This window comes from Ruegeria sp. BF6 (genome assembly GCF_056538665.1).
Genome location: NZ_JBQFTN010000003.1, coordinates 122,451 through 146,870, shown reverse-complemented (window position 1 = coordinate 146,870; position 24,420 = coordinate 122,451). Strand labels below are relative to the sequence as shown.

Here is a 24,420-nt window from a genome sequence, read left to right as displayed (position 1 = left end):
TTCACCCCCCCTGCATCGGCGCGACAACCTCGATCCGGTCGCCGTCAGCCAGTTTGTGGGTAATGCGCAGACCCGAGGGCACGAAATCCTCGTTGACGGCCGTCGCCACCCGGCCTGAGAACCCGCATTCGACCAGCAGGTCCGAGAGGGTTTCGGCGAGCACCTCGCGCGATTCACCATTAAGCTCGATCTTCATCGACCATCTCCGAATGTTTGTTATCCAGCGCCAGATCTGCCGCGCCCTGCGCCAGCGCCGGGGCCAGCAGATAGCCGTGGCGGTATAGTCCGTTGGCATAAATCGTGCGCCCCAGCCGCCGGATACGCGGCAAGTTGTCAGGAAAGGCCGGGCGCAGATCGACCCCGATCTCGAGCACTTCGGCCTCACCAAAGGCGGGGTTCAGCGCATAAGCCGCGCTGAGCAGTTCCAGCATCGAGCGCGCGGTGATGCGGCTGCTGTCCTCGCTTTCGATCATCGTCGCGCCCAGCATGTAAATACCGTCGCCACGGGGTACGATGTAAAGCGGCATCCTTGGGTGCAGCAGACGCACGGGCCGCGTCAGGGTCACGTCCGGGCAGCGGATTACCAGCATCTCACCCTTCACGCCCCGCAGATCATGCAGCACTTCGCGGGCGTGCAAACCCCGACAGTCGATTGCGTTTTCAAGCCGCGATGGAGCGAGTTTGCGGTGAAATTGAACCCCGTGTTCCAGCAAATGCTTATGAAGGTCCCGCAAGGCCTGGCGTGGGTTTAGATGCGCTTCATTCGTGAAATGGAGACCCTTGCTGAATCCGTTCAGATCAGGCTCTAACTTGGCGATTTGGGGCTGCTCGACGTCCCTGTAGCCTTCGGTCCGGCGGGCAAACCGGCGCAGATCGGGCAGGTCGCGCGGGCGGGCCACGACCAACGTGCCCCGCCGGTCCACCGGCGTTCGCTTCGCCCACCAGCCCAGCGCAGCCTGACCCAACCGCAACACCGGCTCCTCGGCGTTTTCATACTCACACCACGGGGCCAGCATGCCACCCGCCCACCAGGAACACCCATGCGGACCCGGCGGGCCAGCGGGATCGAAGACCTGAACCTTGACGCCGCGCGAAACAAGCTCGCTGGCCACGGCCAAACCAGCCACACCCGAGCCTATGACCGACCAGACCGTCACGCGGGCCAGACCCGGTGAAAATGGTGGACCGGCCCGTGTCCATGTCCGATCATCAGACCGTCCGCCCGGGCAATAGCGCCCTGCAGGTACTCATGCGCCTGCGCGACGGCCTCAGTCAGGCCGAAGCCCCGAGCCAACCCCGCTGCAATCGACGACGACAAAGTGCACCCGGTGCCATGTGTATTGCGCGTTTCCCTCCGAGGGGCGGTGAACTCGGCCACCCGACCGGAGGTATCAACCAGCAAGTCATAGCAGATTTTCCCGTGGCCATGTCCCCCTTTCATCAGCACCGAACCCGCGCCCAACCCACACAAGGCAAGCCCTTGCGCGATCATCTGATCGGGAGAGTCGGCCTCGGCACCACCCAGTAAACAGGCGGCTTCGGGCAGGTTCGGGGTCAGTACGGTAGCGCACGGCAGAAGAAGATCGCGCAAAGTCTGCACCGCGTCCCGCGCCAACAACGCATCGCCGGATTTCGCAATCATCACCGGGTCCAGCACGACGGGGCCATCAAACCCGGCAATGGATTCCGCAACCGTTTGTATAATCTCTGGCGTCGCCAGCATCCCGATCTTGATCGCGCCGACGTCCAGATCGGTCAGAACCGCCTCGATCTGGGCGGACACCACATCCAGCGGTATCCCATGCACTGCCGTCACCGCTTGGGTATTCTGCGCCGTCACTGCCGTAATCACGCTGGCGCCGTACACGCCCAAGGCGGACATCGCCTTGAGGTCTGCCTGTATCCCGGCCCCGCCACCACTGTCCGAGCCCGCAATTGTCAGGGCAATATGCGCCATATCGTTGCTCCAATTCAAAATGGGCAACGGGGCATGGAAAACGTCTTAGCACTGTGAGACCGTTCCCTACGCCGGTATTGCCCGGATCAGGTTCGATGGGTTAGCGCATTCACGCCTCTCAGCCCTTTGATCAGGGCACCCCAACGGTTGGGCGGACAATCTCAGGGGTTGGCAGGGGAATCAAGGGCCAATTTTGGCGCAGTTGACAGGCAAACTGGACTTATGGGGTGAAAAAAAGCCGGCCCATTGGACCGGCTCATTTATTACAATTACTGGATGCGGACTCAGCCTTTCATCCCGTCCCAAAAGGACTTGACGGAAGAGAAAAAGCTATTCGATTCCGGGTGGTTATCCTCACCCAGATCGTCGAACTCGCGCAGAAGTTCTTTCTGGCGAGCGGTCAGGTTGACCGGAGTTTCCACAGCCAGTTCGATGAACATGTCACCAACACCGCCGCCGCGCAGGGCAGGCATACCCTTGCCGCGCAAGCGCATCTGACGGCCCGATTGGCTACCGGCCGGAATCTGCACGCGACCACGGCCACCGTCAATGGTCGGCACTTCGATCGATCCGCCCAGCGCGGCCTTGGCCATGCTGACCGGCACGCGGCAATACAGGTTCACGCTGTCGCGTTCGAACAGTTTGTGATCGGACACTTCGACAAAGATATACAGATCACCCGGAGGACCACCGCGCATCCCGGCCTCACCCTCGCCTGCCAGGCGGATTCGGGTACCGGTTTCGACACCGGCGGGGATATTGACGGACAGCGCGCGTTCTTTTTCGACGCGACCTGCTCCGCTACAGGACTTGCAGGGATTCTTGATGATCTGGCCCAATCCGGAACATGTCGGACATGTGCGTTCAACAGTAAAGAAACCCTGTTGCGCACGAACCTTGCCCATGCCCGAGCAAGTTGGACAAGTGACTGGTTCCACACCACCTTCAGCACCCGAACCGTCACAGGCCGAACAGGCAACGGCTGCGGGCACGCTGATGGTTTTCTGCAGGCCCGAGAACGCCTCTTCCAGTGACACCCGCAGGTTATAGCGCAGGTCGGACCCGCGTGCGGCCCGACGTCCGCCACCAGCGCCACCGCGTTGGCCACCCATGAAATCGCCGAACAGATCGTCGAACACATCAGAGAACGCGCTGGAGAAATCGCCTTGACCGAAGCCGCCGCCGGGACGACCGCCGCCACCGCCCATGCCGTTTTCAAAGGCGGCATGACCAAATCGGTCATAGGCGGCCTTTTTGTCGGCATCGCGCAGAACGTCATAGGCCTCGTTGGCTTCTTTGAACTGCGATTCAGCGTCCGGGTTGTCCTTGTTGCGATCGGGATGCAATTCTTTGGCCTTCTTGCGAAAGCCCTTCTTGATCTCGTCCGCCGATGCGCCCTTGGACACGCCGAGCACATCGTAGTAGTCGCGTTTTGACATCAGTGTTTCCTTCTGCCTCAACGTAATCGGGCCGGCCCGGCAACCGGACCGGCCCGAATTGGCCCGGTTACCCGTTAGTTACGCTTATCGCCGTCCAGATCTTCGAACTCGGCGTCGACGATGTCGTCATCACCAGCCGGAGCAGCATCTGCCGCTGCAGGTTCGTCGTCGGCCTCTTCGGACTGCGCCTTGTAGATGGCCTCGCCCAGCTTCATCGCAGCTTCGGTCACGTTCTGGATACCGGACTTGATCTTGTCAGCATTTTCGGTTTCCAGCTCGTCCTTCAGTGCGGCAATCGCCAGCTCGATGGCTTCGATGGTGGTCGGGTCGACCTTGTCGGCATGCTCTTCCATCGACTTCTCGGTCGAATGGATGAGGCTTTCCGCCTGGTTCTTGGCATCGACCAGCTCGCGGCGTTCCTTGTCGGCTTCCGCGTTCTCTTCGGCATCCTTGACCATCTTTTCGATGTCCTCGTCGGACAGACCGCCCGATGCCTGGATGGTGATCTTCTGCTCTTTGCCGGTGCCTTTGTCCTTGGCCGAAACCGAGACAATACCGTTGGCGTCGATGTCAAAAGTCACCTCGATCTGAGGCATGCCACGCGGTGCGGGCGGGATGTCTTCGAGGTTGAACTGACCGAGGATCTTGTTGTCCGCAGCCATTTCACGCTCACCCTGGAACACGCGGATGGTTACGGCGTTCTGGTTGTCCTCGGCGGTCGAGAAGACCTGAGACTTTTTCGTCGGGATCGTGGTGTTACGGTCGATCAAACGGGTGAACACGCCACCCAGCGTCTCGATACCCAACGACAGCGGGGTCACGTCCAGCAGAACCACGTCTTTGACGTCACCCTGCAGAACACCGGCCTGAATGGCGGCACCCATGGCAACCACTTCGTCCGGGTTAACACCTTTGTGCGGCTCTTTCCCGAAGAACTTGGTGACCTCTTCGATCACTTTCGGCATCCGGGTCATGCCACCGACCAGAACAACTTCGTCCACGTCGGCGGCCGACAGACCGGCGTCTTTCAGAGCAGCGGCACAAGGCTTCATCGACTTCTTGATCAGGTCGGAGACCAGCGATTCCAGCTTGGCACGGGTCAGTTTCATGACCATGTGCAGCGGCTGACCGTTCGAGCCCATCGAGATGAACGGCTGGTTGATTTCGGTCTGCGAGGTCGAGGACAGCTCGATCTTGGCTTTTTCAGCGGCTTCTTTCAGACGCTGCAGGGCCATCTTGTCGGCAGACAGATCGACACCGTGTTCCTTTTTGAACTCGTCCGCCAGGTAGTTGACGATGCGCATGTCAAAGTCTTCACCACCCAGGAAGGTGTCACCGTTGGTCGATTTGACCTCGAACAGGCCGTCATCGATTTCCAGAATGGTCACGTCGAAGGTACCGCCACCAAGGTCATAGACCGCGATGGTTTGGGTTTCCTGCTTGTCCAGACCATAGGCCAGCGCGGCAGCAGTCGGCTCGTTGATGATCCGCAGCACTTCCAGACCGGCGATTTTACCGGCGTCCTTGGTGGCCTGACGCTGTGCGTCGTTGAAATAGGCCGGAACGGTGATGACCGCCTGCGTGACTTCCTCACCCAGATAGCTCTCGGCAGTTTCCTTCATCTTACCCAGAGTGAAGGCCGAGATCTGGCTTGGGGAGTACTTTTCACCGCGAGCTTCCACCCACGCGTCGCCATTGCCGCCATCGACGATGGCATACGGCACCATTTTCTTGTCTTTTTCGACTTCTGCATCATCCACACGACGACCGATCAGACGCTTGACGCCAAAGATCGTGTTGTCAGGGTTGGTGACCGCCTGACGCTTTGCAGGCTGACCGACCAGTCGCTCATCTTCGGTGAAGGCGACGATCGAGGGCGTGGTCCGCGCCCCTTCTGCGTTTTCGATGACCTTGGGCTGCGAGCCGTCCATGATGGCCACACACGAGTTGGTGGTCCCGAGGTCAATTCCGATTACTTTTCCCATATGTTCAATCCCTTTCTCTTCAAGGCGATGTCCGAGGTCCGAACCCGTTATGGCACCCGGCCCCGATCTGATATGCACGAACGGTCCTACACCATCGCGCGTCCCGGCGTATATAAGGGCGTGAAACGAGCCCTGCAAGCGGTGTAAAAGGCAGGTTTTCGGGAATCTGCAGCCTTTTTGGCAAGGTTTTGGTTAGGATTGGGGAATCTTGAATGGCGCGACTACTTTTGCGCGGTTTTGAAATCAGGAAAGGCTATCTGGACAGCGCAGCCCAAGTGCAGTTGATCGAGGTACTGCGCCCGATTCTGAAATCGGCCCCCTTGTTTCGGCCAGTGACGCCTTCGGGCAAAGAGATGTCGGTGCGCATGACTTCGGCCGGGTCGCTGGGCTGGGTGACCGACAGGGCCGGATACAGATACCAAGGACAGCACCCCAAAGGGGCGGACTGGCCCGCGATCCCTGATCCCATCCTTGATATCTGGCACCAATTGGCCAGCCCTGACCGCGACCCCGATTGCTGTCTCATCAACTATTACGGTGAAGGTGCCCGGATGGGGCTGCATCAGGACAAGGACGAGGTCGATTTTTCCTGGCCGGTGCTGTCGATCTCATTGGGGGATGACGCGCTGTTTCGCATCGGCAACCAGACGCGCGGCGGCAAGACCGAGTCGATCTGGCTGAACTCCGGCGACGTGGTGATCATGGGTGGTCCGGCCCGGCTGACATATCACGGGATTGACCGTATCCGGTTCGGGTCTTCGAAACTGCTGCCCAAGGGCGGTCGGATCAATCTGACCCTGCGCGTGGCAGGCTAGCGGCGCGCGCTCCAGCTCTGGGATACATGCTGACGCGAGAAAAAGATCCCCAAAAGCCCGATCAGCAGCAAGGCCAGCCCAACCCAAAGCGCATATTCCCAACTGGTATTGCGGGGAAAGTAGTTGCGGAACACGAACCCCCTGCACTGGTCGATGATGTGAAACAGTGGGTTCCACGCAAACATGGCCAGCGTGGCGCCACCCAACGCATTTGCCAGAAACATTTTCCCCGAAAAGATCATGTTCAGACGGCGGTAGATGTTGCTTAGAATCGTGGAAACGGTTGGCAACCATGGTTTCAGGGCCATGAATACCACACCGACGGAACATCCGGTGAACCAGGCCAGTATCAACATCCCAAAAGCACCGCCTGGGTCCTGAATCTCAATTGGCGACACAGTGACACTGTAAAGGAACAGTATGATGATGATTGTGACCATCTGCGTATAAAGCGTGCCGAACGCGGTCGCCAGCAACATGACCATCATGTTCATCGGCGAGTGCAGCATCATCGGGTTACCCCCGGTGCTGACCCCCGCCACCGAACTGACAGATCTGATATGCGTCACAAACAAGAAAACGCCGGACAGCAGATACAAAACGAACTCGCCCCGGATTCTGGCAATACGCGGGCCCATGAAGGACATGATCACGTAAATCACCGCGACCAGGGCCAGGACTTGCAGAATATTGACCAGGATGGCCAGCACCGCGTTGCTGTGTTGTGATCGCACACTGCGCACAACGGCATGGAAAATAAGCTCGGCGGTTGTGAACGCGCCGCCCAGTAATGTCTGGTTTCGCTTGAAATAATACACCCGAAGCGTCTTTCCCGTTTTTCGCCTGTAATCTGCCACGAATTTCTTGCCGATCCGTAACCGGCACATCATAAGACCGTCAGGATATTCGATCAACAAATCGCAGGAACGGAGCATTTTTGTGACCTACGACGCCCTCATCCCCGTCATTCGTCGTCTGGCCCTGGAAGCGGGCGACAAGATCATGGAGATTTACAATTCGGATGATTTCGACGTCAAAGTCAAATCCGACGCCAGCCCTGTGACCGAAGCGGACGAGGCCGCCGATGCGTTGATCTCGGCCGGTCTGCGCGACGCCTTCCCCGACATCCTGCTGGTGACCGAGGAACAGGCCGCTTCACATTCGAAAAAGGGTGACACGTTCCTGATCGTCGATCCGCTGGACGGCACCAAGGAATTCATCAACCGCCGCGGCGATTTCACGGTGAACATCGCGCTGGTGGAAAACGGCGTTCCAACCCGCGGCGTGGTTTATGCGCCTGCGAAAGAGCGAATGTTCTATACGCAGGCCAATGGTCAATCGGTCGAAGAAACCGGCGCGCTGGACAAAGCGCAAGCCGGGGATGCTTTGCCGATATCAGTCTCTAAACCAGACAATTCGGCGCTGTTGATCGTGGCGTCGAAATCGCACCGGGATCAGGCGACCGAGGATTACATCAACAAATACCAGGTACAGGACAGCAAGAGCGCGGGCTCGTCGCTGAAATTCTGTCTGGTGGCAACGGGTGAGGCCGATCTGTATCCCCGTGTAGGTCGCACGATGGAGTGGGATACCGCCGCAGGTCACGCCGTTCTGGCGGGCGCCGGCGGTAAGGTTGTGCGCTTTGATGACCACACACCGCTGACCTATGGCAAAGACGAATATGCAAACCCGTTCTTTATCGCTTACGCTCCGGGCGTTGAGCTGAAGGAGGCCTGATGTCCGTTCTGATCGCCATTCCCGCCCGTTACGCCTCGACCCGGTATCCGGGCAAACCGCTGGTCCCGCTGACCGGCGCCAGTGGCAATGCAATGACCCTGATCGAACGGTCCTGGCGCGCGGCATGTTCGGTCTCGGGCGTCGACAAGGTGGTTGTCGCCACCGATGACGACCGCATCCGCGAGGTGGCCGAAGGCTTCGGGGCCGAGGTTGTGATGACTTCGGAAACCTGCGGCAATGGCACCGAACGCTGCGCCGAAGCGCATACTGAGCTTGGTGCCGGTTACGACATCGTGGTGAATCTGCAGGGCGATGCGCCGCTGACCCCACACTGGTTTGTTGAAGACCTGATCGCCGGATTGCGCGCCGCGCCCGAAGCCGGGGTAGCGACACCGGTTCTGCGTTGTGACGGCAACGCGCTGAACAGCCTGCTGAACGACCGCAAGAACGGGCGCGTCGGCGGCACCACCGCGGTGTTCGCCGCCGACAACAGCGCGATGTATTTCTCGAAAGAGGTCGTCCCCTATACCGCCGAAACCTTTGCCGGAGACGACGCAACCCCGGTTTTCCACCATGTCGGCGTCTATGCCTATCGCCCCGATGCGCTGGCCGCCTACCCCGCATGGCCCGTTGGTCCGCTGGAGCAACTGGAAGGGCTGGAACAGCTGCGTTTCATGGAAAACGGCCGCAAGGTTCTGTGCGTCGAGGTCGAGGCCAAAGGCCGCCAGTTCTGGGAGCTGAACAACCCTCAGGACGTCCCCAAGCTGGAAGAAATGATGGCCGCCATGGGGTTGGAGTGAGGTTATTCCCCCAATCGACATAGGCCTGACGGCGTAGCTGTGCACAGTTAATAAACCTGGAAGAATAGATGACCAACATTCTTGTAACCGGCGGTGCCGGATATATCGGATCGCACGCCTGCAAGGCGCTGGCGCAGGCAGGCTATACACCAGTGACCTATGACAACCTGATCACTGGCTGGCAGGACGCAGTAAAATTCGGCCCGTTTGAACAGGGTGACCTGCTGGATCGCGCCCGACTGGATGAGGTCTTTGGCAAGTACAAACCTGCCGCCGTGATGCACTTTGCCGCCCTCAGCCAGGTGGGTGAAGCCATGTCCGAACCCGGCAAATACTGGACCAACAACGTCACCGGCTCGCTGTCCCTGATAGAAGCTGCGGTCGCCGCAGGTTGCCTGAACTTTGTCTTCTCGTCGACCTGCGCCACCTATGGCGAACATGACAATGTGGTGCTGGACGAAGACACGCCGCAGGAACCGCTGAACGCCTATGGCGCATCGAAACGCGCCATCGAGGATATCCTGCGCGATTTCCAAGCCGCACACGGTCTGAATCACGTCATCTTCCGCTATTTCAACGTCGCCGGCGCCGATCCGGACGGCGAGGTGGGCGAATTCCACCGCCCCGAGACCCATCTGGTGCCGCTGATGCTGGACGCCATCGACGGCAAGCGCGACGGGCTGACCGTGTTCGGCACTGATTACGACACGCCGGACGGCACCTGCATCCGCGACTATGTGCATGTCTGCGATCTGGTCGATGCACATGTGCTGGGTCTCAATTGGCTGGAACAGGGCAAAGGCAGCCGGGTGTTTAACCTGGGAACCGGCTCGGGCTTTTCGGTGATGGAAGTAATCGGCCATTCCAAAGCCGTCACCAATCGCGAGGTGCCGTATTCTATCGGCCCCCGCCGCGCCGGGGATTGCACCAAACTGGTCTCGGGCTCGGTCCGCGCCGGGCAAGAGCTGGGCTGGACGCCGAAAAAATCAACGTTAGAGACAATGATCGGCGATGCCTGGCGCTGGCATCAGAACGGCAATTACGCGAAATGAGCCGCCCATGACCGACCGTGCAACCGATACTCTTCCGGCCATAGGATGGGTGCAGAAATACCGGTTGCGTCTGAAACGGCGGCGGCTGCTGTGGCGATCCTTCCGCAGCCGCCATCAACTGACCAGCCTGAACGATCAGACTGCACAGATCAGGCCCGGTGCCGTTCTGGCATTCACCACGCTGCGCAATGAACTCAACCGCCTGCCGTGGTTCTTCCGCCACTATCGCGCGCTGGGGGTAGATCATTTTCTGATCGTGGATAACGGCAGCGATGACGGCTCGGTCGATTTCCTGCGTGATCAGCCGGATGCGTCGCTGTGGCAAACCCCGACCAGCTATCGCGAGGCGCGATACGGGCTGGATTGGCTGACATGGCTGCAAATGCGCTATGGGCATGGTCACTGGACCTTGATGGTGGATGCTGATGAGCTGCTGATCTATCCCCAGCACGACAGCAAACCCCTGCAGGACCTGACCGCAGAGCTTGACCGGCAAGGCCGTGCCGCCATTGGCGCGCTGATGCTGGATCTTTATCCCAAGGGTCCGCTGGGTACGCAAAGCTTTGACCCTGAAACCGACCCGACCGAGGTTCTGAACTGGTTCGATCCCGGCCCCTACCGGGCGCAGCGGCAAAGCCCTTTGGGCAACCTGTGGGTACAGGGCGGCGCGCGGGAACGCATGTTCTTTGCCGACCGGCCCCGCCATTCGCCGACGCTGAACAAAATCCCTCTGGTCCGGTGGTCGCGACGCTATGCCTTTGTGAACTCGTGCCACTCGGCCCTGCCCCGGTATCTGAACGCGATCTATGACGGACCCGGGGGCAACACCCCTGCAGGGGTGTTGCTGCACACCAAATTCCTGCCCGAAGTGGTCGGCAAGTCAAAATCCGAGAAAGCGCGGCGTCAGCATTTCCACGATCCCGACCAGTTTGCTGCCTATTATGATGCAATCGCCGATCGTCCCGACATGTGGACGCCCCAATCGGTCCGCTTTCAAGACTGGGCCCAACTGCAGAAACTGGGCCTTATGGGGAATATTTGCTGAAAAGCCGCATATGTGACTAACCAATTTTAAATGCGTTGCTATGAAAGATGCAAAGGTGGCATAAATCGGCAATTGCCCGGCACCACTCTGGATCGTCCAGCCCCCGGGCAAGCTCGCGGAACAAAAAAAGGCAGAGCGCACGCGTGAGCCTGTTGGATTCATACCGAATGAGATTGCGGCGCAAGCGCCGCCTTGCGCGCTGCGTTCTGAAACAGCGACAGCTGAAGCCGGTGTCCGACAAAACCGCCAACATCCGAAGCAACGACGTGTTGTTGATGAGCGTGTTGCGAAACGAAAAAATCCGCCTGCCCTATTTCTTGGATTATTACCGCAAGCTGGGCATCGACCATTTTCTGTTCGTCGACAATGACAGCGATGACGGATCGCGCGAATATCTGGTCAGTCAGCCCGACACCTCAGTCTGGCACGCGCAAGCCAGCTACAAACGAGCCTCGTTCGGGCTGGACTGGTCTAATTACCTGCTGCGCAAATACGCGCATGGGCGCTGGGTCCTGACCGTCGATCCGGATGAGTTCTTCATCTACCCGTTCTGCGACACCCGCCCGATCGGTGCCCTGACCGATTGGCTGGATGGCTGCGCTGTGCGCAGTTTCGGCACCATGCTGATCGACATGTACCCGCAGGGGCCGGTGGATGCGGAACCCTATCGTGAGGGGCAGGATCCGTTTGAGATCGCCCGCTGGTTCGATTCCGGCAATTACATGATCACCAAAAACCCGGATTACGGGAATCTGTGGATTCAGGGTGGCCCGCGCGCGCGGGTGTTTTTCCGTGACACCCCCTCGAAGGCGCCGGCGCTGAACAAGATCCCTTTGGTCAAATGGGACCGGCGCTATGTCTATGTCAGTTCGACACACTCGTTGCTGCCGCGCGGGCTGAACCAGGTCTATGACGAATGGGGCGGCGAAAAGGCCAGCGGCGCCTTGCTGCATGCCAAGCTCATCAACACTTTGGGTGAAAAGGCGCAGGAAGAGATGCAGCGCCGCCAGCACTTCCGCCGGTCGGGCGAGTACCGCGCTTATGCCGAGGGATTGGGGGACAAGCCGGTTTTCTGGTGCGAGCAATCCGAGAAACTCATCAACTGGCGGCAGCTTGAGATCCTTGGCCTGATGTCGAAAGGAAACTGGGCATGAGCCGTCTGGGCGTCATCATGCTGGTCCACACGGCGCTGCACCGGGCCGAGCAGGTGGCGCGCCATTGGACAGCCTCAGGCTGCCCGGTGGTGATCCACGTGGACCGCAAAGTGCCCGCCCGGGTCTACGCCGAATTCACCGCTTCATGCGCCAACGACCCGCTGATCCGGTTTTCCGACCGTCATGTCTGCGAATGGGGTAGTTGGGGCATCGTTGCGGCCTCGCAATCCGCTGCGGAACTGATGCTTAGCACCTTTCCGGACGTGCATCATGTCTACCTGTCATCAGGCGCCTGCCTGCCGTTGCGGCCGGTAGAAGAACTGATCGACTATCTCGCGGACCGGCCCCGCGTTGATTTCGTCGAAAGCGCCACCACCGCCGATGTCAGCTGGACCATTGGCGGGTTGGATCAGGAACGATTCACCCTGCGGTTCCCGTTTTCCTGGCGCAGGAACCGCAAACTGTTCGACGCCTATGTGAAGTTGCAGCGCGCGCTCGGCATACGCCGAAAAATCCCCGACGGGTTGGTGCCGCATATGGGCAGCCAGTGGTGGTGCCTGACTCGCCAGACCCTCTCGGCCATTCTGCAGGACCCCAGGCGACAGACTTATGACCGCTATTTCCGGCGTGTCTGGATTCCGGATGAAAGCTATTTTCAGACGCTGGCGCGGCTCTATTCCACCCATATCGAAAGCCGGTCGCTGACCCTGTCCAAATTCGACTATCAGGGTCGGCCGCATATCTTTTATGACGACCATCTGCAGCTGCTGCGCCGCTCAGACTGCTTCGTGGCGCGGAAAATCTGGCCGCACGCAGATCGGTTGTATCAATCCTTCCTGACCGATCAGAACAGCGCCATGCGACCGGCCGAGCCCAACCCGGGCAAGATCGACCGTGTGTTTTCCAAAGCGGTCGAGCGTCGGACCTGTGGGCGCGACGGGCTGTATATGCAAAGTCGCTTCCCGCGCCACGGCAGCGAGAATGGACTTACCTCTTTCCCCTATTCGGTGTTCCAAGGCTTTACAGAGCTGTTCGAAGGGTTCGAGCCCTGGCTGACCGAAACCACGGGTGCGCGCGTGCACGGGCATCTGTTCGGCCCCGAACGTGCCGAGTTTTCCGGAGGTCAATCGATTATCAACGGGTCGCTCAGCGATTGCGCCGTTCTGAGGGACTATAACCCCACGGCCTTTGTCTCAAACCTGATCTGGAACACCCGAGGCGAGCGGCAGTGCTTTCAGTTCGGTCCCGCGGATACCCAGCAAATCAACTGGTTTCTGACCCGGGACAGGAACGCGCAAATCTCGGTCATCACCGGGGCCTGGGCGATCCCGCTGTTTCGGTCAAACAGGAACTTTGCCGACATCCGCAATGAAGCCGCCCGCCTGCAGCAAATCGAGACCAAACAGCTTGAGGTTCTGAACTCGGTCTGGACCAAGGCGCGGGTGCGTATCTGGTCGCTGGCCGAGTTTGTGGAATCTCCGATGGAGCCCTTGCAGACGGTGATCGAGGAAATCGGTACCTCACGCGCCAGCCACCTGACAAAAGCACCGTTGATGGTGGATCTTTCGGGGTTCGGGAAATTCCTTCAAAATCTCAAGAATCAGGGGATGCACCCCTATCTGATGGGCGACTTCCCCACCGATGATGTGTTTGGCGCCCGCGCCCGGCCGTTCAAAAAACCCTATCTGGTGCAATAGCCTGTGATGACGTCGGAATTTGACTATTTCATCGTTCTTGCCGCGATGCGCACCGGGTCCAACCTGTTGGAATTCAACCTGAACGCACTGGATGGGGTTACCTGCCATGGCGAAGCGTTCAACCCGCATTTCATAGGCCGCCTCAAATCCGAAAGCTTGCTGGACGTAACGCTTGAGGAACGGGACGACGACCCGATGAAACTGGTCCAGGCGATCAGGTCCGCACCGGGCGAGATCAACGGGTTTCGGTTCTTTCAGGGGCACGATCCCCGTGTATTAGAGCCTGCATTGTCCGACCCGCGTTGTGCCAAGATCATCCTGACGCGCAACCCGCTGGACAGTTACGTTTCGCTGAAAATCGCGCGCGAAACCAAGCAGTGGCAACTGAAGAACATCAAACGTCGCCGCGAGGCACAGGTTGAATTCGAGCCGCAGGAATTCGAGAAGTACCTGGACCAGCAGCAGGAGTTTCAACTTCTGCTGCTCAACGCGCTTCAAACCTCCGGGCAGACCGCGTTTTACATCGCCTATGACGACCTGACCAATCTGGACGTTCTGAATGGGTTGGCCGCATGGCTGGGGGTTCCGTCGCGGCTGTCCTCGATCGACGACACGATCAAGCCGCAGAACCCTGAAACGGCCCTGTCAAAGGTGACTAATCCGGAAAAGGCCGAGCAGGCGCTGGCCCGGATCGACAGTTTCAATCTGCACCGCACTCCGAATTTTGAGCCCCGTCGCGGGCCCGCGATCGGCACTTATGTCGCCACACCTGAAACGCCGCTGATGTACCTGCCAATACGCGGCGGGATCGAGGGACCCGTGACCCAGTGGCTGGCCGATCTGGATGCGACCAAGACCGACAAGCTGATCACAAATCAGAACCGCAAACAGACGCGGCGCTGGCTGCAGTCCCACACCGGACACCGGAAATTCACCGTGCTGCGGCACCCGCTGGCGCGGGCGCATTCGGCTTTTTGCTCCTATATCCTCAGCACCGAACCCGGTGCCTACCTGAAAATCCGCAACATGCTGCGCAACCGGTTCAAGATGCCGATCCCCGGCCAGCTGCGTAAAGGTAACTATTCGCGCGATCAGCACTATGAGGCGTTTTCTGCCTTCCTCACCTTTCTGCGGCAAAACCTGGCCGGACAGACGCCGGTGCGGGTGGACGGTGTGTGGTGCAGCCAATCTCAAGCCCTTGAGGGGGTGGCTACTTTTGCTATCCCCGACCTGATCCTGCGAGAGGACGAGATCACTGCCGCCCTGCCCGATCTGGCGCGCCGGATGGGGCACGACCGCCCGCCGACACCCGGCCTTAGCGCACCGGATGTCCCGTTTACGCTGGCCGAGATTTTCGACGACACGCTTGAGGCGCTGGCGGCGGATGCTTACCAGCGCGATTACTTGCAATTCGGGTTCGAGGCTTGGAAGCCGCTTACGGGCGCAGCGTGATCAGCGTACCCCGGTTTACCATCGCATAGATCTCTTCGATCTCTTCATTCTTGACTGCGATGCAGCCCGCGGTCCAATCCGGCGTCTTTTTGGCGCGCTTACGCTCGGACCGTTTCTTGGGCTCACCGTGAATGAAAATATCACCGCCCGGATCCACACCCGCCGCCTTGGCCTGCGCAATGTCATTCGAATTTGGATAAGAAATGCCCAGCGAAAGGTGATAGCTGCTATTGGGGTTGCGCCGATCAATCAGATAGCTGCCCTCGGGCGTGCGACCATCGCCACGCTGGGTCTTTGTCCCCGTCGGAGCAAACCCAAGTCTGACATCGTATGATTTGAGGATTTTCTCATTGTGCAGAAGGTACATCTTCCGCGCACCCTTGTTGATGACCAGTGAGGTCACTTCGGGTCCATCATAAGTTAGAAATCTGGGGCTTGCCGAGGCACAAGCTGAAAGACTCAGCGTTGCCATTGCGCCCAATCCAAATGCTCGACGATCCATGTTTCACTGCCTGCTCATTTTTTTCAGCATTATGCCAGAAAATGGAAAAACTGAAATCACTTTTTGCTGTGTGATTGTTCGGTCAGACGACGTTCGATGCTTTCCAACCGTTCCAAAACCTCATCACGATAGGCGTCGGTTTTCACCTCATCCTCGGCATGGTGTGCATCCTGCATCGAGTTCACGATCAGACCCACCAGCAGGTTCACCACCGCAAAGGTGGTGACCATGATGAAGGGCACAAAGAACACCCAGGCATACGGGTACACCTCCATGACCGGGCGCACGATGCCCATCGACCAGCTTTCCAGCGTCATGATCTGGAACAGCGTATAGGCCGACTGACCCAAGTCACCGAACCATTCAGGGAAAGACGTCGAGAACAGCTTGGTCGAGATTACCGCACCGATATAGAACAGGATCGCCATCAACAGGAACACGCTGGCCATGCCCGGCAGAGCCGAAATGAAGCCTTCGACAACCCGCCGCAGGCGGGGTGCCACCGAGATAACACGTAAAACCCGCAATATTCGTAGCGCCCGAAGCACCGACAGCCCCCCGGCACTGGGAATCAGGGCAATGCCGACGACGATGAAATCAAAGACATTCCAGCCGTTTAGAAAGAACCGCCGCCCAGTGGCCAGCAATTTCATGGCGATCTCGGCCACAAAGATGGTCAGACAGATGCTGTCAAGCGTCACGATCAAGGGGCCGGCGGCCTCCATCAGGGTGGGTGATGTCTCCATCCCCAGCAAAATTGCATTGAAAATGATGACCCCGGTGATGAACCGGCCGAAGATGGGATTTTCAATGATGCCAAGCAGGCGTTGATTGAATCCCATTGTGACTTTCTCCTGTGTGCTCATGATGTGGGCCCCAAGACAAACCGCGCGGCCAGTTCGGTGTGTGATGACCATCGAAATTGGTCCACCACCTGTACCCATTCAAGGGTGTAGCCCGCGTTAACCAGCGTTTTTGCATCCCGGGCGAAGGTGACCGGATTGCACGACACATAAGCGATCACCGGGCGCTGCGCCTGCGCCAGTTCGGATATCTGTGCCTCGGCCCCTGCGCGGGGCGGGTCGATGACGACAGCGTCAAAGCTCTTCAATTCATCCGGCATCAGCGGGCGGCGGAACAGATCGCGGGCCTCGGTGGTGACGCGTTTCAAGCCTTGCGCACGACGCCAGCCCTGATCCAGGGCGTCGGTCATCGCCGCCTCACCTTCGACCGCGTGGACCTCAGCAGTTTCGGCCAGGGGCAGTGAGAAGGTACCGCTGCCTGCAAACAGATCAACAACCCGCTTTGCACTCTGCGTGGCCAGCAAAACCGCCTGCATTAGAGCCTGTTCACCGTCTTTTGTCGCCTGCAGGAACGCACCCGACGGCGGCACAACCCCGGCCACGCCAAACCGCTGCACCGGAGGATGGCGCATCGCGATCACCTCACTATCCCAGCTCAGCCGCGCCAGCCCGTGTTTCTCGGTTGCCTGCGCCAGCGCCAGTTCCAGAGGACCATCCAGAGGCTTGCCGCCCTTGACCGCCACATCCAGACCGCCTTCGGACAGGGTCAAAGTCACCGCCAGTACACCCTTGCGGCTGCCACCCAGAACAGCAAGCGCTTCGGCCACCGGAATGGCCGCGATCAGGGCCGGGTCCAGCAAATGACAGTCAGGAATCTCGGTAATCGTGTCCGAGGCGCGGCCATGAAACCCGGCCAGCGTGCCCTTTTTCGTCCGTCTTACCGCGATTGTCGCCCGGCGGCGCGAGCGTTCCGCAGAGGTGTGGATCGGACGCATCGGCGCCTCCAACCCCTGTGCCGTCAAGGCGGTACGCACTACCTCGACCTTCCAATCGGCCACGAATTCATCCGCGGCGTGCTGCAACTGACAGCCACCGCAGGCCTTGTAGTGGCGGCACCGAGCCTTCACCCGCTCATCCGAGGGCGTTTCAACCCGGATATCGGTCAGCAACTGGCCAACCAACGTGCCGCTGACCACCTCACCCGGCAGGGTCCGGGGTGCGTAAACAGGGCCGTCGGCGATGCCATCGCCCTGATGGCCCAAGCGGGTTATGGTGAACTGCTGCGTCATGGAAGGCCTGATACCGGGGCTTTGCGCGCAACAAAACCCCTTTGCACGCAATGCGCGTTATTCGGCGGCTTCAGCCTGAATGAACCCGCCGGATTGACGGTGCCAGAACCGGGCATAGAGCCCGCCTTGATCCAACAGCGCGTCATGAGTGCCTGTCTCCACAATCCGCCCTTCATCCAAGACAATGATCCGGTCCATCTCGCTGAGCGTGGACAAGCGATGTGCAATCGCCAGCACGGTTTTGCCCTGCATCACCCGGTGAAGCGCTGTCTGGATCGAGGCCTCAACCTCAGAATCCAGCGCGGACGTCGCCTCGTCCAACACCAGTATCGGCGCGTCCTTGAGAATGGCACGGGCCAGGGCGATCCGCTGCCGCTGTCCACCGCTGAGCTTCACACCGCGCTCGCCCAGATGCGCGTCATAGCCGATGCGACCATGGGCATCCTGCAGGCTGAGAATAAACTCATGCGCCTCGGCCTTTTTGGCGGCCGCGATCATCTCATCCTCGTTGGCATCCGGGCGGCCATACAGGATGTTCTCACGTGCTGATCGATTGAACATCGCGGTTTCCTGCGTAACCATGCCGATCTGCCCGCGCAGACTGTCCTGCGTCACATGGCGCACATCCTGCCCGTCAATGCGAATTGCGCCATTTTCCCCGTCATAGAGCCTGAGTAGCAGCGACACCAAAGTCGATTTCCCCGCCCCCGAGGCGCCAACAATGCCCAGCTTCTCTCCCGGGTGAACGGTCATGGTCACTTCAGTTACACCGCCCACATCGCGGCCATAGGCAAAGCTGACATGGTCGAAATCAATCTGTCCTGCCGTTACGGTCAGGCCGGTCGCGTCGGGCACATCCTCGACCCGCTCGCGCTTGGCCAGCGTTTTCATTCCATTTTCGATCTCGCCCACATTGGCATAGAGCCCCATCAGCGTAAAACTGACCCAGCCGGTCATCTGCGAAACACGGATCGAGATCGCACCCGCAGCCACAATATCCCCCGCCGTCGCAACTCCGTTGCGCCACAGCAACAGCGTTGCACCGATCAACAGAACTGGCAGAACACCTGCCAATACCATCAGAATAAAGCGGAAGCTGGCAGACAGTTTGCCGAAGGCCAGCATTTTCTCGCGCAGATCGACCATCGAGCTTCGCGCGGCCTGATCCTCGAACGCGGAATGAGCGAACAGCTTGACGGTCTTGATATTGGTGATCGTGTCGACCACCTGCCCCGACACCATCGCCCGCGCTCCCGCCCGCGCCGAGGACCGCACGCGAATGCGCGGCAGATACCAGCGGATCAGCAGGAAATAGACCGACAGCCAGGCAGCAAAGGGCAGGATTACCAGCGGATGAATAGACCCTAACAAAAGCAAAGAGCCTACAAGTGAGGCCAAGGCGAACACAATTGCGCTGATCGTCTCGGACACCACCGAGGCCATCGCGTTCGACGTCTGCATTTGTTTCTGAGCAATTCGGCCCGCGAAATCGTCATCGAAATAAGTGACCGACTGGCCCAGCGTCCAGCGGTTCAGCTTCGCCAGAACCAGAGGTGGGATGTTGGGCATGACGACATAGTTGTTCGAAAACGCCGAAACCCCGAAAAACACCGGGCGCAACAGCATGAAAAAAGCGGCAACACCCAGAATCGTCCACAAATTGCTGCCTGTCAGGATGTTCTGTGGACCGCTCTCGGTTGCAAGATCGATCACGAGTCCCAGCATCCAGGCCGTCCCGGCCTCCATCGCGCCCGCCGAGGCCGAGAAAAAGGCCGCAACAAAAATCATCGGCCACGCACCCGACAGGCACCAGCGAATAAACGCCCCCAGCGTTTGCGGCGGGGGCGTTTCAGTGTTTTTGAACGGATCGATCAGGTCGGCAACCTTCATTCCGCGGCCTCCGGGTTCAGGAAGCCTCCAGATTGCCGCGCCCAGAACTGGGCGTAAAGCCCACCATGCGCCAACAACTCGGAATGTCCGCCCTGTTCCACGATCCGGCCGCCATCCATGACCAGAATGCGGTCCATCTGGGCAATCGTACTCAGTCGGTGGGCAATTGCGATCACGGTTTTACCTTGCATCATGCCGTAGAGAGTTTCCTGAATCGATGCTTCGACCTCGGAATCCAGGGCGGATGTCGCCTCATCCAACAACAAGATCGGCGCGTCTTTCAGGATCACCCGCGCCAACGTCACCCGCTGCCGCTGACCACCAGAGAGTTTCACGCCGCGTTCCCCTACATGCGCGTCGTAGCCGGTGCGCCCCTGCGGGTCCTGCAGATCGAGGATAAACTCATGCGCCTCAGCCTGTTTTGCAGCGCCGATCATCTGCTCTTCGGTGGCCTCGGGACGGCCATAGAGAATATTGTCCCGCACCGAGCGGTGCAGCAAAGCGCTGTCCTGCTGCACCATACCGATATGACTGCGCAAACTGTCCTGCGTGACGCTTGCAATGTTCTGCCCGTCGATCAGGATCGCCCCCTTTTCCACGTCGTAGAACCGTAAAAGCAGCTTTACTAGGGTCGATTTCCCGGCACCAGACCGCCCGATCAACCCGATCTTTTCGCCGGGATGCATTGTCAGGTTGATATGATCCAGGCCACCTGTCTTGCGCCCGTAATGGTGCGACAGGTCGCGAATGTCGATCTGTCCTTTGGTGAGTTGCAACGGTTTGGCCGCTGGCGCATCCAACAGATCGATGGGTTGGGCAATTGTCTCCATCCCCTCGGCCACAACACCCAGTTGGCGGAAGAAACTGGTCAGTGCCCACATGATCCATCCGGTCATCGCGTTCAGCCGCAGCGTGAGCGCGGTGGCTGCAGCGACCACACCGACAGAGGCACTGCCCTGCATCCACAGGGCAATCGCCCAGCCGACAACGCCGACGATCAGCAGACCGTTCAGCGTGACCAGAACCGCATCCATGATGGTGAAAATCCGCATCTCGACCTGAAAGGTCCGGCGGGTTTCCTCGATGGCTTCGCGGGCATAGTCCAGCTCTTGATCGTCATGGGCAAACATCTTGACCGAGTGGATGTTGGTATAGCTGTCTACGACGCGACCCGTTACCGCTGAGCGCGCATCGGACGCCGCCTGCGATGCCGGGCCAACCCGCGCCACTGTCCAGCGCACCAGCAGGCCATAGAGCACGAGCCAGATCAGCAGCGGCAGAAGCAGCCGTGGATCTGCCGCCATCAACAAGATCGCCGCCCCGATCAGATAGGCCAGCGAGAAAGAAATGGCGTCAAACACCTGAAACACCGCCTCACCCGCCGCGGGCGGTGTTTGCATGATCCGGTTGGCGATGCGACCGGCAAAGTCATTCTCGAACCACCCCACCGATTGCCGCAGCACGTGCTTATGTGCCCGCCAGCGGATCAGGGTGCCGAAGTTCGGCAGGATCGTGTTGTTCAGCAACAGCACGTCGACCACATGCAGCATCGGGCGCAGCAGCAGCACGAACACAGCCATCAGGATCAGTTCAGTGCCGTGGGCCTGCCAGACCTCGGCAGGTGACCCGGACAACAGGTCAACAACCCGACCCATGTAATAGATCAGACCGACTTCGACTGCCGCAACAATGACCGAGATCAGCGCGGCCCAGAAGAAAACCCGCACGAACGGCCGGGAATAGTCCAGCATGAACGGCCACAACCGCGTGTGCGGCGTGTCGGTCTCTTCATACGCAACAAAAGGGTCAACTAGGTTTTCGAAATAGCGAAACATGGAGGATGCTCCGATTGAGCAGGAAATTCAGGACGTGCGAAAACAGATGGCGCCAGAACACCACCCTTACGGGTCAAAGTGTTCCGGCTTTAGCCGAACCAGATCCCGTAATACATTCGCATGCCTCCCTCCAAATCAGGTAACAGGGGCACGTAACCACAATATGATTATTTTGTCATCCCTTTTTGAGACTTCGTCTCAACCGCCCAGCAGGTCCTTGCGATTCAAGGAAAAGCCAGAAGCGATCCAGCGGGTTTCAAGCTCGGCCAGTTTTTTACCCAGCGCGGGGCCGGTGAAGTCAGGGATCAGGTCGGTCGCCTGAACCGGAAAATCGGCGGCGGCACCTTTGCGCAAATCCTGCCGCATGTCTTCGGACCAGGGCTGTTCCAGAAAAGCGCAGCGCAACAGGGTTTCGTGCATCCCGCCTTCTTCCCCATAGCGGAAGCCCAGTTCGGCAATACTGGCGGTGCCTGCGGCCTCATCCCGCATCCGGGTCAGCCGTTGCAACTGCGCCTTGCTCAGGCGCAAGGTTTTGGCGATCTCAGGGGTGGCAATGGCGGCCAGACGTCGGATCGGCTCGGGGGTGACCCCGGCCTGGTGTTCCAAAACGACCAGAGGCGCCAGCGACCGGTCTTCGGCCCCCGGGGTCAGCTGTGCCAGGACACCCGCCTGACGCATGGCAGCAACCGAAGGCGCGGGATCGGGTGCGCCCATAAGCTTCAGCAGCTCGGCCCCGACCCGTTCGCGCGACAGGCCAGCCAGCCCGTCCAGATTGGCCGCAATCGCCGCCAGTGCGTCCGGGTCGAACCCGGCCTCGGCATCGCCATACCAGGCGTGGAACCGGAAATAGCGTAGCGAGCGCAGGTAATCCTCGCGAATTCGGTTTTCGGCCGTGCCGATGAACCGCACCCGTCGCGCCTGCAGGTCGGGCAGACCATTCAACGGGTCCAGCACTGTGCCATCGGGCCGGGCATAGATCGCGTTCATGGTGAAATCGCGGCGCGCGGCGTCCTCTTCCACCTTGTCAGAAAAGGCCACCACAGCACGGCGGCCATCGGTTTTTACATCGCGGCGAAAGGTGGTGATCTCGTGCGGGGCACCACCACTGACCACGGTAATGGTGCCATGATCAATGCCGGTGGGAATAGCCTTGAGACCTGCCGCCTGTGCCAGTTCCATCACCCGCTCAGGGTGCGCATCAGTGGCAATGTCGATATCCGAGACTGGTGCACTCAGCAGCGCGTTTCGAACGCAGCCACCCACAAACAGCGCCTGTGCCCCAGCCCCGGTCAACGCCGCGCAGACCTTTTGTGTTGCCGGGTCAGTAACCCAGTCTTCCGATATTTGCGTCATTCACTCACCCGCGCGGCCAATCCCCGCAACATCCGGGCCGTCGCGCCCCAGATGTAATAAGGACCGAACGGCACAGTGTAATAATTCCTTTTGTGACCCCGCCAACGGCGCGATTCAACGATATAATTCGCAGGGTTGAGCACATGTGCAAGCGGAACCGAGAATACCTCATCAACTTCACCGGGTTCCGGGGTCAGTTGGAACGGTGCCCGTAAGATCGCGACAACCGGCGTCACGGTAAAAGATGTGACGGTCTCATGGGTCGGCAGGTGTCCCAGAATCTCGGGCAAGTCAGGCGGCAGACCGATTTCCTCCTGCGCCTCACGCAGGGCAGTGGCGGTGACATCCACATCGCCCTCATCCTGCTTGCCGCCAGGAAAGGCGATCTGGCCGGGGTGATGTTTCAAGGCCGAGGACCGTTTGGTCAGGATCAGCCGTGGTATTCCGGTTGAAACCGAGATCGGCACCAGAACGCCTGCCGGGCGCAACTTGCGGCCCTCGGGTAAAACGGTTTCCGGGTTAAGGTCGAAATCGCTCGACCCGGGACCAGGGCGGCTGAGCGCCACCCGTAATTGCTCGGTTGGATCAGGTGTCGTCCGCATCAAATCCGACCGTGCCCGGTTCCAGCACATAATGGGCACCGCAGAACTGGCAATCGGCGGTCACTTTGCCCTCGGGCGTTGTCATCTTTTCGATGTCCTTGGCCGAGTAGATCGACAGGCTTTGCCGCACGCGGTCCTCGGAACAGGTGCAGCCGAACTGCACCGCTTGCGCGTCGTAAACCCGCGGCTGTTCCTCGTGAAACAGGCGGACCAGCAGGTCGGTCGGTGCGATCGAAGGCCCGATCAATTCCAGATCTTCGACTGTATCCAGCAGGATATTGACGCGGCCCCAGTTTTCACCCTCTTCACCATCCACCAGATCTTCGGCGGTCAGGATCTGGCCTTCACCCTCGCTGGTTGCCACAAACGGCGAGGCTTTGGGCATGTGCTGTAACATGACCCCGCCGGCGCGCCAGTGCTCACCAACACCCGGCTCGGTCGATTTGCCGAAGCTTAGCGAGAACCGGGTCGGCAGCTGTTCGGACTGCGCAAAATATGCCTCGGCACAGGCGCTGATCGAACCACCGGCCAGAGGTGTGATCCCCTGGTAGGGCTGCGAACCCTTGCCCTGATCGATCATGATGGCGAAATAACCTTCACCCACCTGATCAAACGGCGCGCCATTGGTCAGGCGGTCGCGGTCGAAACTGGCATAGGCGCGGATCCGGGCCGGTTCACCCTCTTGCTTGGGTGCGTAATAATCGGTGGCAATCATGCGCACCGGGCCCTTGGACTGAACCTGCAACGACAGTTTCCAGCGCAGCGAAATGGTCTGGCCGATCAATGCGGTCAGCAGGGCCATCTCGGCCACCAGCGCCTCGACCTTTTCTGGATAATCATGCTGCTTCAGGATGCCGTCGAGTACGCCATCCAGACGGGCCACACGGCCGCGCATATCCGATACATCAAGTTGAAAGGGCAGGACGGTATCGTCCCACGCTATTTTCGTTCCAAGAGACATGGGGTTTCCTTAAACGCCACAGGTTGGCATACCGCCACCATATAGGTCGAAC

General features: G+C 59.5%; 22 protein-coding genes and 1 riboswitch. Of the genes, 8 read left to right on the top strand and 14 right to left on the bottom strand.

The annotated features are described in order from the left end of the window. Position 1 precedes the first annotated feature (1 nt). The 5 genes from thiS to dnaK form a co-directional block, all read right to left on the bottom strand. Positions 2-196 (bottom strand): sulfur carrier protein ThiS, encoded by a 195-nt coding sequence (gene thiS, locus ACR0IM_RS11075; protein ID WP_480681939.1) that lies wholly within the window; start codon positions 194-196, stop codon positions 2-4. Further along, on the bottom strand, positions 180-1,157 hold the full coding sequence (locus ACR0IM_RS11070) for an FAD-dependent oxidoreductase (protein ID WP_480681937.1): 978 nt from the start codon (positions 1,155-1,157) through the stop codon (positions 180-182). Before ACR0IM_RS11070 ends, thiS begins: the two co-directional genes overlap by 17 nt. Further along, positions 1,154-1,957, bottom strand: a complete 804-nt coding sequence (gene thiD / locus ACR0IM_RS11065; RefSeq protein ID WP_480681936.1) for a bifunctional hydroxymethylpyrimidine kinase/phosphomethylpyrimidine kinase — start codon at positions 1,955-1,957, stop codon at positions 1,154-1,156. The genes ACR0IM_RS11070 and thiD overlap by 4 nt, the downstream gene beginning before the upstream one ends. Before the next feature lie 46 nt (positions 1,958-2,003). After that, a riboswitch (TPP riboswitch) is annotated at positions 2,004-2,110 on the bottom strand. 131 nt (positions 2,111-2,241) lie between these two features. Continuing rightward, entirely contained in the window at positions 2,242-3,396 is a 1,155-nt protein-coding gene (gene dnaJ, locus ACR0IM_RS11060; RefSeq protein ID WP_480591880.1) for a molecular chaperone DnaJ, read from the bottom strand. 74 nt (positions 3,397-3,470) lie between these two features. Continuing rightward, positions 3,471-5,381, bottom strand: coding sequence for a molecular chaperone DnaK (dnaK, locus tag ACR0IM_RS11055; RefSeq protein WP_480641383.1), 1,911 nt, complete (start codon positions 5,379-5,381; stop codon positions 3,471-3,473). 212 nt (positions 5,382-5,593) lie between these two features. Here dnaK and ACR0IM_RS11050 point away from each other — a divergent pair, with 212 nt between their 5' ends. Further along, positions 5,594-6,196: an alpha-ketoglutarate-dependent dioxygenase AlkB family protein gene (locus ACR0IM_RS11050; protein WP_480681934.1), complete on the top strand. Its 603-nt coding sequence runs from the start codon at positions 5,594-5,596 to the stop codon at positions 6,194-6,196. Here ACR0IM_RS11050 and ACR0IM_RS11045 read toward each other — a convergent pair. Beyond that, complete coding sequence (locus ACR0IM_RS11045; RefSeq protein ID WP_480591891.1) at positions 6,193-7,014, bottom strand: ABC transporter permease; 822 nt, start codon at positions 7,012-7,014, stop codon at positions 6,193-6,195. The genes ACR0IM_RS11050 and ACR0IM_RS11045 overlap by 4 nt on opposite strands. Before the next feature lie 121 nt (positions 7,015-7,135). Between ACR0IM_RS11045 and cysQ the strand changes: the two genes are divergently transcribed. From cysQ to ACR0IM_RS11010, 7 genes are all read left to right on the top strand, one after another. Beyond that, positions 7,136-7,933: a 3'(2'),5'-bisphosphate nucleotidase CysQ gene (cysQ, locus tag ACR0IM_RS11040; RefSeq protein ID WP_480591894.1), complete on the top strand. Its 798-nt coding sequence runs from the start codon at positions 7,136-7,138 to the stop codon at positions 7,931-7,933. Then, positions 7,933-8,733, top strand: a complete 801-nt coding sequence (locus ACR0IM_RS11035) for a 3-deoxy-manno-octulosonate cytidylyltransferase (protein WP_480591897.1) — start codon at positions 7,933-7,935, stop codon at positions 8,731-8,733. Before cysQ ends, ACR0IM_RS11035 begins: the two co-directional genes overlap by 1 nt. 68 nt (positions 8,734-8,801) lie before the next feature. Then, entirely contained in the window at positions 8,802-9,785 is a 984-nt protein-coding gene (gene galE, locus ACR0IM_RS11030) for a UDP-glucose 4-epimerase GalE (protein ID WP_480681932.1), read from the top strand. Positions 9,786-9,792: 7 nt separating this feature from the next. Continuing rightward, positions 9,793-10,830 (top strand): glycosyltransferase family 2 protein, encoded by a 1,038-nt coding sequence (locus ACR0IM_RS11025; RefSeq protein ID WP_480681931.1) that lies wholly within the window; start codon positions 9,793-9,795, stop codon positions 10,828-10,830. Positions 10,831-10,997: 167 nt separating this feature from the next. Next, positions 10,998-11,984, top strand: coding sequence for a glycosyltransferase family 2 protein (locus ACR0IM_RS11020; protein WP_480681930.1), 987 nt, complete (start codon positions 10,998-11,000; stop codon positions 11,982-11,984). Continuing rightward, a complete protein-coding gene (locus ACR0IM_RS11015) occupies positions 11,981-13,681 on the top strand; it encodes a DUF5927 domain-containing protein (RefSeq protein ID WP_480641388.1) in 1,701 nt (566 codons plus the stop codon). The genes ACR0IM_RS11020 and ACR0IM_RS11015 overlap by 4 nt, the downstream gene beginning before the upstream one ends. A 6-nt stretch (positions 13,682-13,687) precedes the next feature. Further along, positions 13,688-15,133 carry a nodulation protein NodH gene (locus ACR0IM_RS11010; RefSeq protein WP_480681928.1) on the top strand — a complete coding sequence of 482 codons (1,446 nt, stop codon included), beginning with the start codon at positions 13,688-13,690 and terminating at the stop codon, positions 15,131-15,133. Here ACR0IM_RS11010 and ACR0IM_RS11005 read toward each other — a convergent pair. The 8 genes from ACR0IM_RS11005 to hslO all read right to left on the bottom strand — a co-directional run bounded on the left by ACR0IM_RS11005 (position 15,117) and on the right by hslO (position 24,368). Further along, positions 15,117-15,635, bottom strand: a complete 519-nt coding sequence (locus ACR0IM_RS11005) for a L,D-transpeptidase family protein (protein WP_480591917.1) — start codon at positions 15,633-15,635, stop codon at positions 15,117-15,119. The two genes, ACR0IM_RS11010 and ACR0IM_RS11005, sit on opposite strands and share 17 nt — an antisense overlap. 56 nt (positions 15,636-15,691) lie before the next feature. Then, complete coding sequence (locus tag ACR0IM_RS11000; protein ID WP_480591921.1) at positions 15,692-16,477, bottom strand: ion transporter; 786 nt, start codon at positions 16,475-16,477, stop codon at positions 15,692-15,694. 20 nt (positions 16,478-16,497) lie between these two features. After that, a complete protein-coding gene (locus ACR0IM_RS10995) occupies positions 16,498-17,727 on the bottom strand; it encodes a class I SAM-dependent RNA methyltransferase (RefSeq protein ID WP_480681927.1) in 1,230 nt (409 codons plus the stop codon). Between the two features lie 57 nt (positions 17,728-17,784). Further along, positions 17,785-19,617: an ABC transporter ATP-binding protein gene (locus ACR0IM_RS10990; protein ID WP_480681926.1), complete on the bottom strand. Its 1,833-nt coding sequence runs from the start codon at positions 19,615-19,617 to the stop codon at positions 17,785-17,787. Next, positions 19,614-21,452, bottom strand: a complete 1,839-nt coding sequence (locus ACR0IM_RS10985) for an ABC transporter ATP-binding protein (protein ID WP_480681925.1) — start codon at positions 21,450-21,452, stop codon at positions 19,614-19,616. The genes ACR0IM_RS10990 and ACR0IM_RS10985 overlap by 4 nt, the downstream gene beginning before the upstream one ends. A 198-nt stretch (positions 21,453-21,650) precedes the next feature. Beyond that, on the bottom strand, positions 21,651-22,805 hold the full coding sequence (locus tag ACR0IM_RS10980) for a CCA tRNA nucleotidyltransferase (RefSeq protein ID WP_480681924.1): 1,155 nt from the start codon (positions 22,803-22,805) through the stop codon (positions 21,651-21,653). After that, positions 22,802-23,407, bottom strand: a complete 606-nt coding sequence (locus ACR0IM_RS10975; RefSeq protein WP_480681923.1) for a CoA pyrophosphatase — start codon at positions 23,405-23,407, stop codon at positions 22,802-22,804. Before ACR0IM_RS10975 ends, ACR0IM_RS10980 begins: the two co-directional genes overlap by 4 nt. Then, on the bottom strand, positions 23,391-24,368 hold the full coding sequence (gene hslO / locus ACR0IM_RS10970; RefSeq protein ID WP_480641394.1) for an Hsp33 family molecular chaperone HslO: 978 nt from the start codon (positions 24,366-24,368) through the stop codon (positions 23,391-23,393). Before hslO ends, ACR0IM_RS10975 begins: the two co-directional genes overlap by 17 nt. Positions 24,369-24,420 lie beyond the last annotated feature (52 nt).